Annotated in this window: 13 protein-coding genes; 8 read left to right on the top strand and 5 right to left on the bottom strand. The window is 37.5% G+C overall.

From position 1 onward, the window contains the following. Positions 1–160 precede the first annotated feature (160 nt). Positions 161–2332 (top strand): YecA family protein, encoded by a 2172-nt coding sequence (locus tag ACESOH_RS10810; RefSeq protein WP_373101125.1) that lies wholly within the window; start codon positions 161–163, stop codon positions 2330–2332. 105 nt (positions 2333–2437) lie between these two features. Here the strand turns inward: ACESOH_RS10810 and ACESOH_RS10815 are convergent, their stop codons facing one another. Further along, positions 2438–3334 (bottom strand): LysR family transcriptional regulator, encoded by an 897-nt coding sequence (locus ACESOH_RS10815; protein ID WP_373101126.1) that lies wholly within the window; start codon positions 3332–3334, stop codon positions 2438–2440. 168 nt (positions 3335–3502) lie between these two features. Between ACESOH_RS10815 and ACESOH_RS10820 the strand changes: the two genes are divergently transcribed. The 6 genes from ACESOH_RS10820 (at position 3503) to ACESOH_RS10845 (ending at position 10592) form a co-directional block, all read left to right on the top strand. After that, positions 3503–4027: an SRPBCC domain-containing protein gene (locus tag ACESOH_RS10820; protein ID WP_373101128.1), complete on the top strand. Its 525-nt coding sequence runs from the start codon at positions 3503–3505 to the stop codon at positions 4025–4027. A 189-nt stretch (positions 4028–4216) separates the two neighbouring features. Further along, positions 4217–5164: an alpha/beta hydrolase gene (locus ACESOH_RS10825; RefSeq protein ID WP_373101129.1), complete on the top strand. Its 948-nt coding sequence runs from the start codon at positions 4217–4219 to the stop codon at positions 5162–5164. 333 nt (positions 5165–5497) lie between these two features. Then, entirely contained in the window at positions 5498–6079 is a 582-nt protein-coding gene (locus tag ACESOH_RS10830; RefSeq protein ID WP_373101131.1) for an NAD(P)H-dependent oxidoreductase, read from the top strand. Between the two features lie 286 nt (positions 6080–6365). Further along, complete coding sequence (locus tag ACESOH_RS10835) at positions 6366–6500, top strand: hypothetical protein (protein ID WP_373101133.1); 135 nt, start codon at positions 6366–6368, stop codon at positions 6498–6500. 189 nt (positions 6501–6689) lie between these two features. After that, positions 6690–9881 (top strand): VPA1262 family protein, encoded by a 3192-nt coding sequence (locus tag ACESOH_RS10840; protein ID WP_373101135.1) that lies wholly within the window; start codon positions 6690–6692, stop codon positions 9879–9881. Positions 9882–10019: 138 nt separating this feature from the next. After that, entirely contained in the window at positions 10020–10592 is a 573-nt protein-coding gene (locus ACESOH_RS10845; protein ID WP_373101137.1) for a flavin reductase family protein, read from the top strand. Here the strand turns inward: ACESOH_RS10845 and ACESOH_RS10850 are convergent. Then, positions 10566–10832 carry a hypothetical protein gene (locus ACESOH_RS10850; RefSeq protein WP_373101138.1) on the bottom strand — a complete coding sequence of 89 codons (267 nt, stop codon included), beginning with the start codon at positions 10830–10832 and terminating at the stop codon, positions 10566–10568. The two genes, ACESOH_RS10845 and ACESOH_RS10850, sit on opposite strands and share 27 nt — an antisense overlap. A gap of 128 nt (positions 10833–10960) precedes the next feature. After that, positions 10961–11875, bottom strand: a complete 915-nt coding sequence (locus tag ACESOH_RS10855) for a LysR family transcriptional regulator (protein WP_373101140.1) — start codon at positions 11873–11875, stop codon at positions 10961–10963. 106 nt (positions 11876–11981) lie between these two features. Between ACESOH_RS10855 and ACESOH_RS10860 the strand changes: the two genes are divergently transcribed. Next, positions 11982–12455 carry a carboxymuconolactone decarboxylase family protein gene (locus ACESOH_RS10860; protein ID WP_373101142.1) on the top strand — a complete coding sequence of 158 codons (474 nt, stop codon included), beginning with the start codon at positions 11982–11984 and terminating at the stop codon, positions 12453–12455. Between the two features lie 84 nt (positions 12456–12539). Here the strand turns inward: ACESOH_RS10860 and ACESOH_RS10865 are convergent, their stop codons facing one another. Beyond that, complete coding sequence (locus ACESOH_RS10865) at positions 12540–12686, bottom strand: hypothetical protein (protein ID WP_373101144.1); 147 nt, start codon at positions 12684–12686, stop codon at positions 12540–12542. Between the two features lie 318 nt (positions 12687–13004). Beyond that, positions 13005–13358, bottom strand: a complete 354-nt coding sequence (locus ACESOH_RS10870) for a DMT family transporter (protein ID WP_373101145.1) — start codon at positions 13356–13358, stop codon at positions 13005–13007. Between the last annotated feature and the right edge of the window lie 389 nt (positions 13359–13747).

The raw sequence follows: 13747 nt of genomic DNA on the forward strand, positions 1-13747 counted from the left end.
CTTTTTTGCAAGTATTATTTCAATTTAAGGTTATTTAACTTTTAAGTAGAAGAAATGAACCCAAAGTTTGTTATAAATTTGCTAAATCATAATAATTAATATGTAAAAATAGGTAGGAAACTGATAATTTTACACGTTGTTGTTTTTTAAGGAGAAGATGATGTTACCAATAGAGAATGTTAGAAATGAAAATATTATTTTTGAAGAGTTGAAACAGTTATGTCAACAATCTGGATATGCTCATGTAGTAGCCTCTTTTTGTTTTAGAGATAATTCTATTTTTTCCAGTTCTGATGAAGTGACTACAGATGATATTTTAGGGCAATATAATAAAACTCGATTAATCCGAAATGAAATATCTTTGCTAATTGGTCTAATGTGCCAAACACCACTTGATTTAACAATTCCTAAGCCTGAATTATTTCAAGAAACTATAGATAAAACAGAATACTTACTAGAAGAATTACATTTATCAATGATGAAGACTAATTTACATTTAGAAGGCTGTTTGAATTCAATTGATAAATTTCAAGAATATATGCGTTCAGGTCAGATGCTACGAGAGCCTATATTTTATAGCAGCGAATCTGCATATCACTTTCAATACAGAGAATTGTCAAGAATTAAATATAGCTATGATGATGAATGGTTTATCAATAATAAAGGGTATTCGGTAGAAAAACTTTATCAGGTTGTTTTGTCTTTAGAAAAGATACAATTAGAGAAAATACAAAATACATTACTATCTATGAGATATAAGCCTCTAGATAATTGGACTATTTTAGATGGATATATTTTCTCTATTCAAGATATTAAATCTAAAACTAATATAGATGAGGAAACTATAGAAAAAATTATTTATTCATTTAGCTTACTAGAAAAAATAGATTATCCAGATATTAAAAATATAAATGATTTTAATGTAACTAACGCATATCCAATTTTACCGTTGGAGAATGGTAAATTTCTTCTTTTTCAATATTATAGCTTGTTGGAAGCATTATATGAAACACCATTCTTTTGGTTTAATCAAGATAGTAATTATAAAGACAAAGCAATGGAACATAGAGGGATGTTTACGGAAGATTTTTCTTATAAGCGGTTAAAAGAAATTTTTGGTGAGAATAATGTATTTAAAAACATTGAAATAAGAGATAATAATAGTAATAAATTAGGTGAGATTGATGTGCTTGTTGTTTTTGGTAATAGAGCAATTATATTACAAGCTAAAGCAAAAAAGTTAACTATAGCTGCTCGTAAAGGGAATGATGATGCTTTACAAGATGATTTTAAGAAAGCTATTCAAGCATCTTATGATCAAGCTATTGAATGTGGAAATTTACTTCTAAATTCTAAAAATAGATTGTTCTTATTCTCAGGAGAAGAACTGAATATTTGTAGAAATTTTGCTGAAATATATCCTCTTTCTATTGTTTCTGATCATTACCCTGCACTAGCAACACTGGCTAGAAATTTTCTAAAGCAAAAAATGCATTCGATAATAAAGCCAGCTTTTGTAATAGATATTTTTACTTTAGATGCAATTGCTGAAATGCTACAAACTCCTCTCTATTTCTTGAGCTATATAAATCGCAGAGTCTTATATGGAGATAAAATTCATTCTAATCATGAGTTAACGATTCTTGGTTATCATCTAAGTAATAATTTGTATCTAGATAAAGAAAATATAGTGCTACATTTAAGGGATGATCTAAATTCTGAGCTAGATTTAGCTATGTTATCTCGTAGAACAGGATTATCAAACAGGATTTACCCTGAAGGAATATTAACCAAATATCAAGGAACATTTTTCGATAAATTAATCAAAGACATTGAAAAAAATCCAAATCCTAATGTTATTGATTTGGGTTTTGAATTATTAATGATAGGTGAAAATACGGTATCTGTGTTAAATGAAAATATTTGTAAAATTCAGAAAGCGGGTTCTAGCGATAGAAAGTTACATGATCTTACGTTAACCTTTGATGAGGATCATTCTTGTGGTTTAATAATTCACTGCACAAATGAGCCTGATGATGTAGCAATCCAAACATTAAATAGTCATTGTGAAATAGGAAAGTATAAACACAAATCGGATCGTTGGTTTGGGATTGCCATTGACATTGATAATGCTAAAGTACGATTTGGGGTAAATAAGATTTATAAATGGCAGCAATCTGATGAAATGGATAGAAAATGTGGAATATTTCCTTTTTCTAAAAAGATTACATTTTTTTTTCAAACAGAAAAATCCAAAAAGAAAGTTGGGAGAAATGAGCTTTGTCCATGCGGTAGTGGGAAGAAATACAAAAAATGTTGTATCTATAAGTAATATATAGTAAGTATACTAACCATATTTGAGGAATTGAAATTTCTGTCACTTTAAAATATGTAACACTATAATATTTTAAAATTTAATTGAAATTTTACCGCTTGTTTATTGGCAAGCCTCCGTCATCAATTCCCGCAACCAACGATACGCTACATCTCGATGGGTGCGTTCGTGCCAAATCAGCGTTTTAGTAAAGCCTTGAATCGTAAGAGGCGGTTCAAACAGTTTGAGTTGCGGTAGGTTGCTGACCAATCGTCTTGGCACAACGGCGAGCAAATCGCTTTGTGCCAATAGGTCGGGCAGAACGATAAAATTTTGTACCGATAAACTCACGTTGCGGCTTAACCCCAATTTAGCTAGCGCGTCATCGGTTACACCGCTGAAACTGCCGCCGTGATAGGACACCAATGCTTGTTCCAGTTGACAAAATTGTTCCAGTGATAAACTATTTTGTTTGGCAACCGGGTGATCGTGGCGGACGGCGCATACATATTGCTCATCATACAAGGCTTTGGCGTGAATATCTGGTGCGTGGAAATCTGGCGTAACCAGCGCAAAATCAAGTAACCGTTGTTCTAATTGATGTTGTACCGCACTTTCGTTAATCGCCAGCACTGCCACTTTGATCTTTGGCGCACGTTGTTTCAACACTCGCAAAAACGGCACAATCACTGCACGCATTGCATAATCGGTGCAGGCAATACGGATTGTCATTTCCGCCGTTAGTGGATCAAACGCCTGTGGCTTGAGTAACTGTTCCGCATCAGAAAGCAGTTGTTTAATCGGTTGAGCCAATGCCAACGCCCGATTGGTCGGCACGACGCCACGTTGCACACGCACAAATAATGGGTCATTAAAACTTTCCCGCAAACGAACCAAAATGCCGCTCATCGCAGGTTGGGTAATCGCCAACCGTTCTGCTGCTTTGCTCACGTTTTTTTCGTCCATTAACACGTCAAAGGCTTTCAACAAATTTAAATCTAAGGTGCGTAGGTCTTTCATTTTTGCTCCGTACAAGCGGTGAGATTTGCTTTCTTTTTTGCAAATATCATTTTTGCTTATATTAAATATCATTTTTTGTATTTAGACAATATAACATAACCTTTCTAAAATCATCTCACGTTAAGCGATTTAACGAATGTTTAATTAAATCAATAAGAGGAATTCAAAATGACATATTCACAACCAGCAATTATTTGGCCTGAAAAATACACCCCGGGCGAAACAGATAACTACGTTTCTAACGAAGTGATTATTAAAGGCCTGAGCGTAGCGGAAGTGTGGCAATATCTGATTGACACCAAAGCCTGGCCGACTTATTACAACAATGCGGAAAATATTGTGGTAGGCGATGGTTCAATCACACAACTTTCTGCGGGGGCGATTTTTGTGTTTGATACCTTCGGTTTTCACGTTACGTCTAAAGTGGAAGAATTTGAGCCGGCAAAAGACGGCAATCCGGCTCGTTTGGCGTGGTCGGGAACATTTGGCGAAGGCGATGATTTCAGCGATGTGTATCACGCTTGGTTACTGGAAGATTTGCCAAATAACCGTGTGCGTGTGCTAACCGAAGAAAGCCAAATCGGTAAGCTAGCAAAAGGCTTGGCGGAAACCGTGCCAAACCCAATGGTAAACGGACACCAAGCGTGGTTAGACGGTTTAACAAAAAGTGCGAAAAATAAAACAGCGTATTAGTCAGTAAAAGTGCGGTCGTTTTTGCAAAAGTTTTTGTGAAAACGACCGCTTGTATTCGTTTATGCGTCAAATTGTTGAATAGCTTTCAACAGTGTAATGAATAAAACCCCATTTTTCCTTGTAATGGGTGTCGCTATAATGCCGCTGAATTTTTACTTTCAACCTTTTCACTTGTAACAAGGAACAACAATGAAAAAAACTTCGTTATTTTTGACCGCACTTTCTCTTGCCGTGCTTTCAGGTTGTCAAAACATCAACTCGTCGGCGTTACAGATTGAAAAACAGGGCAGTTTTACCGTGGGTGGCAGTTATGTGACTCACAAAGGCACGTTTTCACAGAAAAACTTTATTTCACCGGAAGGACAGCGTGCTTACGGCGATTTTGCTTATGTGAATTATCAAACGCCGGTGAAGGCGAAAAAATATCCGCTGATTTTCCAGCACGGCGGCGCACAATCCAAACGCACGTGGGAAAGCACGGTGGACGGACGCGAAGGCTTTAATAATCTCTTTTTACGTAAAGGTTACAGCGTTTATTTGCTGGATCAGCCACGCAGCGGCGAGTCCAATCTTTCCACCAAAGCTTTAGATCCAGCTACCCCTTGGGCGGGCAATCCGATGTATGGCGATAAAACTTTCTACATTTTATCCCGTGTCGGACACTATGACGCCCAAGGCAATCCCTTGCCGAACACGCAGTTCCCGACAGGCGAGCGCAATTATCAAGCGTTCCAACAAAGTTGGTCGGTGGGTTCCGGTCCTCTGGATAACGATTTAAATGCCGACGTGTTGGCGCAACTGGTCAATCAAACGGACGGCGCCGTGTTGGTAACCCATTCTATGGGCGGCACCATCGGCTGGCGTGCGGCAATCCGCAGCGACAAAGTGAAAGCCATTGTGGCCTATGAGCCGGGCGGCACGCCGTTTGTGTTCCCTGAAACGGAAATGCCGAAAATCACCAAAGCCAAATTTGAACATTTGTCTACAACCGCAATTAGCGTACCGATGAACGACTTTTTGAAACTCACGAGAATCCCGATTGTGTTGTATTACGGCGACTACATTAAACTCGGCTCTGAAAATGTCGGTGAAGACAAATGGGGCACCGAATTTGCCATGGCGCAACAATTTGTGTAGACCATCAACAAACACGGCGGCGACGCGACTTTAGTTCACTTGCCGACCATCGGTATTAAAGGTAATTCGCACTTCCTTATGGGCGAGAAAAACAACCGACAACTTGCGGATTTAATGGCGGATTGGTTGAAAGAGAAAGGATTGGATAAATAGAAAAAGTGCGGGATAGTTTTGCGAAGTTTTTGCAATCCGACCGTTTTTATATAAATATATTAATTGTAAACTCAACCATTTTATTTATTTCATGCCAATAAACTGACAGATGAAGTGAAGTGTAATTTTACGCCATGTTGAATGCGACAAATTTTAATCAATCAATAAAAAGGAAAGAAAATGAACATTTTATTATTAGACGGTGGAAAAAGTTTCGGACATTCAAACGGTCGGCTTAATCACACCTTACACAACACTGCACGCGAAGTGTTGGAACAACTCGGACATAACGTGCGAGAAACTGTGATTGACAACGGCTACGACATTGCCGAAGAAGTGGAAAAATTCCTTTGGATGGACACGGTGATCTGGCAAATGCCGGGCTGGTGGATGGGCGAGCCTTGGACGGTAAAAAAATACATTGATGAAGTGTTTACCGCAGGACACGGCAAACTTTATCACAGTGACGGTCGCCACCGTGTTAATCCGACCAAAGATTACGGCACCGGCGGTTTGCTCCACGGCAAAAAACATATGCTCTCTTTAACCTGGAACGCCCCGATTGAAGCCTTTACCGATCCTAATGAATTCTTTGCAGGACAAGGCGTGGACGGTGTCTATTTACACTTTCACAAAGCCAACGAATTTATTGGTATCAAAGAAGCGTTGCCGACATTTATCTGCAACGATGTGATCAAATCCCCTGATGTGCCGAAATTTGTAGCGGATTACAAAGCGCATTTGACCAAAGTGTTTGGCTAGAGATTTTATCATAAAAGTGCGGTGAGCTTTTTAAGCGTTTTTGCTAATCCTACTTTTTATTTGGTTATTCCCATAAAAACATTTAATTTATCAAAAGATATTTATGGTTATAACCATAAAAAATTGTAATTTAAGGCAGGGCTGTAGCCAATAACCTACGAAAAATCCCACCGCACTTTTTAACGAATATCTACGCAAAGGTGGATTTCCGATAGTTCATACTCGATAGTTCATACTGCTGATTATAAGCTTGAGACCATTATAAAATTGTGCAAAATATTTATCTGTGATTTTACGAGATACCGTGCAATGCCATAAAATTCGTGATGTGGAGCTGTTGGAACGCATTGTGAAATATGCGTTTGATAATATCGGCAACATTCTTTCAGGCAAAAATGTGGCGGATTATTTTAAAAGTTAACAACTAGAAGTGGATTTGTAACACTGTTTATAACTACTTAAAAGCATTAGAAATGAAGAGATTTTGAAGACACAAGGGAATTACAGATAACTACCCGAAATACGTAATAATGATGGACGATTTTTTAGCAAGACAATATTGATGGGATTGAACATCAGCATATTGGGGAGTTTTTGTTAAGGAATAATTATGATGGTATCAATACAAAATGAATTTATACAAAGAATTCTTAATGATAAAAGGATGAATGAGCTTTTTCATGGGAATGAAGCTGTTTGTTTTCAGGGGTGGGTACTGGAACTAGAAGAAACTCATAGTAAAAGTTATCAATGGTTATATGGGAGAGTTCTTTCTTCTGATTATCAAAACAATCAATGGACATCAGACCTATCGAAGCATAATAAATCTATATCTATTAAGGATATTAAAGCAAAGGTTATTTCTATCCAGCTTCTTACATCATCGGAGAAATTAGCTATTTTTGTAAAAGGGTTACTTCAGGAACAGTCATTTTTAGACATTTCAGCTAAAATTGAAGCTAGTACAGACAAAAAATTAGAATCTGTTTTCAGTTTATTGAAATTATCTTTTCCTTGTAGCATTAGGCCTGTAATGCATCTTCCACCAAGAGAGAACTATGTTTGGGATACAACTAAAGTAAGTCCAAATTCAGAAGCTAGTTATAATAGTGCAGCTATTAGTTTGCTTAATAAAACCAATCTTTGGAATAAATTGGATATTTCAATATCTAGACAAGTATTAACTATGATCGGTGGAAAGCTAGCAAATGAAAACATTGACATTGCGGGCATAGATTCGTGGCGGTTAGGAGATCTTGAATTCTTATCATCCCCAAGTATTAATAATCAAGAAAAAAAGAAATTTGATTTAGAATTAAAGAAACAAAATATATTAAATATTTATGAAAAATTATCTGATAAGCCTTTATTAGCTATATTAAAAACATTTAGTGGAGATAGTTTATTATCTACCTCAATAAAAGAATTCACAATTTCTGAGTATCCTTATAGCTTGGAGTTCGAAATAGATAATTATAGTAATGAAATATTTAATGCTTATACACTTGAAATATTCGAGAAAGATGCTTCTAGTTTTACCCTATTGGTTCAAGAGGGATATCCATTAGTGCGAACCATAAATTTTCAAAGTAATGCCATCTCAAATATTTCAAATCCTGAAAAGGATCCTTGGTTAGAAAAAGGGTTACCTAAATCATCTCTTCATAAAGCAAAAAAATTTACTTCTATAGAGAGACTAAATTATCATCGTTCTGAATTTTCAGTTAATAATGCTCATAAAGATCCGTGGTTTGATGCTAATATTGAGATAAAAAATTACTTAGAAACAATATTGCCTACTTCATCTAATTCACATTTTTTTCCAAAATTATCATTTAATGGAGAAAGTCGTCTTGAATTAGTCACCTGGTTAAGAAAAGCACTTGAAAAATATCCTAATGCCCAAGTTGCTTGGTTTGATCCATTTATGGAAAATGTAGGAATTAATTTACTGAACAGGCTAGGTTTTTCTGATGGAAATTACATAGTTTTTACATCTAAAACAGAGGAAGGACAAGAGAGAATTAATCATTTAGTAAAACAATGTGAGAATTGGGCTGAGACAATAGGCAGCGTAAAATTAAAGGTTTTCGGACTTGAAAAATTACATGATCGAATGATTCTAATTCGTGAAAATGATGGTAAGCCCTTAGCAGGATATCATTTATCGAATTCTATACAACGTGCTAATGAAAATAATCCATTATTAGTTACGGAAATTCCATTAGACATATTATATCCTATTTTTTCTTATGTTGATGAATTAATACAAGCTCAGGAAGTAAGTGATAAAATAGCTATTTTTGATTCTACAACTTATCAACCCAAAAGCCGAAATGAAAGGAAATTATTTGATACTAAATCTCCATACCAATTTTCTAAATTAGGTTGGGTTCTAGCAAAATGGTGGGAGCAACCAGAATTAGAAAACCTATCTGGCGATGTGCTAAAGAAATATTTATTAGAAGTAAAGTTAGAATTCACAGATTATAGGGAAAAATATACTGATATACCTTCAATATTTTTTAACGACCCTTTTTCATCTGGAAATTTTATTGAAGAATGGGATGCTTTTGGAACTTTACTAGCCCACATTCCTGCTGATAGATATTGGTATGATGTGGGGTATAGGAATATTTCATCAACATTGGTTGATAAATTAATAGTTTATTTAAATCCTACAAGAGGAAATGCTTTAGAGCTGAGAAATAAAAATATTGTACTGGACTTGAATAGATATTTAGAGATAAGTTTTGAAAGGCTCATTTGTTATGAGTATCCTGAACGAGTTTTCCGATATGAGCCAAATGAGATTTCTTATGCTGATTATTTTGCTATAAAAATACTTTGGAATCTTTCTTCTGATACATTAATTGAATGGTTAGAAGAACAATTAATCAAATTTAACTATAAAAATCATAGGCAAAGAGCACTAATTACAGATACATTAAGATATATCTGTATGGATTTTGATTGTTTGGATAAATGGACTGCTCTTTTTAAAAGTAAGCACTACTTTCTTCAATGGATTGGCCTTATTAAGATTCGTTCTCTCTTTTTTGAGAAAAAAATTGATGAGAATAAAGTTTGCCAAATTATTTATGAACATCCTACAATTGATAAGTCTAAAATATTATTATGGTTTATTAGAGAGTCAGTATTTAGACAAGATAAGTTTCATACTTTATTTTTATCAAGATTTATAGAAATTTTGGCTAAACACCCTATCAATAAAGAGCGGTTTGAAGAATTTCTGAACCTCTTACGAGGGAGATTAGGTAAGTTATATCATCAGTATTGTTGGGTACTGGATAGTGTATTAGAACCTATGATTCAAAATAAACTGATTTCATATTATCAAATAATGGATATTTGGCTTCAAGATTTGGAAGTTAATTGGAGTAAGGCTATCAGAGATGAGAATAATCATGTCTTTTTTGGAGATATGACCGAAGGGAAATTTTCTGACGAAATCGTTTATTTATTCTTACGATTACCTGAGAAAGAACAAAAATTAGTCCTATCTAGATTTGAAAAAATTATAAATTTAGTAGTGAGAGTTATCAGAAAACCGTTATCAAGATCCCTTAATTATTCTTTATATATCAATGCATTTAAAGTGAGTATATGGATATTGGCAATTTTAAAGAGAATATTAAAACAACAAGAAATATCGAAACCAATTTATGGTCAATTAACAGAATTCCAAAAAATATTATTAAATATTTATTCAAGGTATAAATTACTTGATTATGGTTCAGGTAATGAAAGAGATTTATTGAAATATTATAATGAATCTTAAGTGCCACTAAAACCAAATTTTTATTGATAATTTGATAGTAGTAAATTTTCTTGTCTGGAGTATAGCTTGAGAGAAATTCTTTGTAAAATCATCTCAAAAGTTTATCTCGCTTGTATTTTTTAATGAACGGAGTAACAAATGGCAATTCAATCAGTAGATATTCAAAAATTTTATCGTTTGGTGAATCACGGTCCAACGGCAATGATTTCAGCCAAAGCTGAGGGTATAGAAAATATTATGTCGGCGGCGTGGGTGTGCGCATTGGATTTTGCGCCCAAGGCGAAAATGATGATCGTGGTGGATAAACAAACTTTTACCCGAAAATTGATTGAAAAAAGCGGTCTGTTTGCGGTGCAAATTCCAACGGCAGCGCAAGCGGAATTAGTTATCGCAATGGGGGAAAGCCGTTATCAAAATCCCGATAAAATCGCTAATGTAGACTGTTTTTATCAAAATGGTTTTGATGTGCCGCTGGTGTCGGGCTGTGCAGGTTGGATTATTTGCAAGCTGATTAACGAGCCGCACAATCAAACCGAGCATGATTTATTTATCGGCGAAGTGCTGGCGGCATGGGCGGACGACCGTATTTTTGAAGACGGCCATTGGAAATTTGACGAAGCTCCCGATGAGCTGAAAACCCTGCACTATGTGGCTGGCGGGCAGTTTTATCGTATCGGGCAAAGCTTAACGGTCGGCAAAGGCGTTCTCTAAGGTGTAAAGCACCTTATGAGCGCCGGTTTCAGGATTAACGATAGAGATATGTTTGCCTTGGCGTTCGGTGACCCAAATGTTGCCGTCCGCTCCCCACACCATTTCCCACGGATTGTTAAGGTTATCGATCAGTACGCTGGCTTTATAATTCGCTTCGCCGGTATTGACCGTCGGATTTTCCACCTTGGCATAAGTGGTGGCAGACATCAGGATGAGGGTGGCGAGAAGCGTTTTTTTCATATTGCTTTCCTCTAAAATTAAATGACTGGAATTATTTTATCTTAATTAAAATTTGTACGACATAGCAAAAACTAGGATAGATTATCCGAAAAGTATAAATAATAAAATTCCTAAAAAGTGACCGCTTGTTAATCCTTCCCCCACATCGGATTATTGTCAAACAGACTTGCCGCCCAATCGACAAAGGCTCGAACACGGGCGGAAAGTCGCCGGGAATAAGGATAAACAATACTGATCGGCATACTGCTGGTTTGCCACTGCGGCAGCACTTCCACCAATTCACCGCTTTCAAAGTAACGTTGTACCGAGGCGCGCGGCATGGCGATAATGCCCAGCCCGGCAAGGCTGGCATGGCAATACACATCGGCATTGTTAAAGGTCAAATAAGGCGCTAATTCCACCGCATAGCTTTCGTCGCCGTTTTTTAAGGTATAGGTGTGAAGTTTATCGGTGACGGGAAAACGAAAGCCGATATATTGATGATTAGCTAAATCCCGTGGGTGAGACAGTTCGGGCGCATGGGCTAAATAGCGTGGCGAAGCGCACAGGCAAAAGCGCATTTGTCCGATCGGCTTGCAGACTAAATCCGGTTCGGTGACCGGGCCGCCGCGCAAGGCGCAGTCCACGCCTTCTTGGATTAAATCCACCGCCCGTTCGCTACAACGGATTTCCAGCCGAATTTCAGGGTATTTCTTCAAAAAATCGGGCAGCGCAGGGATCAACAAATGGGATCCTAACGGCGCCGTGGTTTCAATTTTGATTTTCCCGCGCAGGGTGCCGCTGTCTTGAATGCTGTTTTCCAAATCATCAAAGTTTTCCAGCAGCACTTTGACTTGCTCATAATAGACGACACCGTCGGTTGTCGGATAAACGCGACGGGTTGAACGGTGAAGCAAGGTCATGCCCAATCGTTCTTCCAAGGCTTGAACCTGCCCTGAAATGGTGGTTTTTGCCACGCCCAACGCGTCCGACGCTTTACTAAAACTGCCTAATTCAACAATACGGCAAAATGCACGAATCGCTTCCAGTCTGTCTAATGCCATTGTTCGATTTCTCGTATAGATTAAATGATTTTCTTCACTTTATATTTAAAACTCGTTCAAGTAAAGTAGACATCGTTTTCACGTTCATCAATAAGAGAGGAAAATTATGCAACGTTTAAATTATGCGTCATTCGGTTCAAAAATTTATAACGAAATGTTAAAAGTGGAAGGTGCGCTGGCGCATTTATCGATCGATCTGTTTATGAAAGAGTTGATTAAAATCCGCGCATCTCAGCTTAACGGCTGTGCGTTTTGCTTGGATATGCACGTCAAAACCGCCCGCAAACACGGCGAACGTGAAATGCGTTTGCACCATGTCGCCATTTGGCGTGAAAGCAATCTGTTTAATGAAAAAGAGCGGATGGCGCTGGAGCTGACGGAAGCGCTGACCCGTATTCAACCGGAGGGATTAACGGATGCCCTTTACCAACGCGCCAGCCAAGTGTTTAGCGAACAAGAGCTGACGGATGTGGTTTTTTCGATTGCGCAAATTAATGCGTGGAACCGTTTAGGTGTAGCGTTTCATACGGAAATCGGTTCAATGGATAAATTAATGGGCTTGGATAGCGTGCAGCTTTAATTGAAGCACGATAAAAGTGCGGTGCGTTTTTCGGTTGCTTTGTACGATTCCGGCTAACCCACACCGTTTGCGAACTGCGATGAATCATCGCGCTCCTTGTAAATCCCGCACGACTGTTGGCGGTTCGTGAGCCAAAGGGCGATTATTTGAATCCTTAATGTCGTCGAAATCCGCTGGCGTCATATCGGCAAGGGCGGCGGCAAATAATGCATTAAAATCCGTGGTTTTCATGTGAATAGTTTGATGGTTTTATGTTCCGCTTCTGGAATGGTTAATGCCTGCACTAAGGTTTCCGCCAGTTAGCAGCGAGAAACGCTGCCGTCATTAGCGCTCAGGGGATAATCGATTCTACCTTGCGTGATAAGTAGCCGTTGTTCATCGGCTTTGTTACAATCAAACTAGCTTGGGCGAACGATGGTATAAGGTTGCTTAGATGCACGCACTAACCGTTCGGTACGGCGTTTCCAGGCACAGCCGTTATCAAAATGCTGATCATTTACTACCAAATACTTATCAGCACCAATTTAGTGCGACGACCGTTGAGTAAATTTATAATGCTTCTAACGCCTTGATAATCCACGTGTTCGGGATCGGCATAATTGCCGTTTGTACGCTACCTAAGCGCGGAAAAATCGGGATATTGACGGTCAACCCGAACATTGCCAGCAACCCGCCAATCCAAATCCACCAGGGCGATTGACGCATAATTTCCGCTGAAATTGGAAAATTCTCATTTTGTAACAAAATCAATAACATCAAAATTATTGATCCGCTGCCAAAAGAAATAAAAGAGGATAATAACGGCGATACCACTTTTTGCCGTAAAACCGAGTTTACCTCAGTTTGAAAAGCAATCGCCATTCCTACAAACACCCCAATCGGCGCGGCTAATGAAAAAATCATTGTTTTTTCTGCGATAAATTAATTTGAACGTATTATAGGCAAGTCAGATTGTTTTGATTAGGTAGGGAAAATTTAATGGGGCTGTGAATGGGATTCAATAATGATAAGAAAACAATCTAAAATCGCACCGCACTTTTGCTTTTTAGATGACCTAAAAATCTTTTTCGTTTAAAAAAGTGTGATTTGTGTTTGGTTTTTCATTGATAAAAATGTCGTAATGACTTGAAAATCCCCGCACTGACGTACGGAGTTACGCATAGTATTGTTGCTCCGCAACGGTTTATTGCCCTCGCAGTTATAAACAGCGAAAAGAACACCAAACATAACCTTCAAATTAACCAATCCGGCTTATTTTTCAATCATTTCATTCAATTTATCGTTTGTAGATT

Origin of the sequence: Necropsobacter rosorum, assembly GCF_964241405.1 — a bacterium.
In the GTDB taxonomy this organism is placed as follows: Bacteria; Pseudomonadota; Gammaproteobacteria; order Enterobacterales; family Pasteurellaceae; genus Necropsobacter; species Necropsobacter rosorum.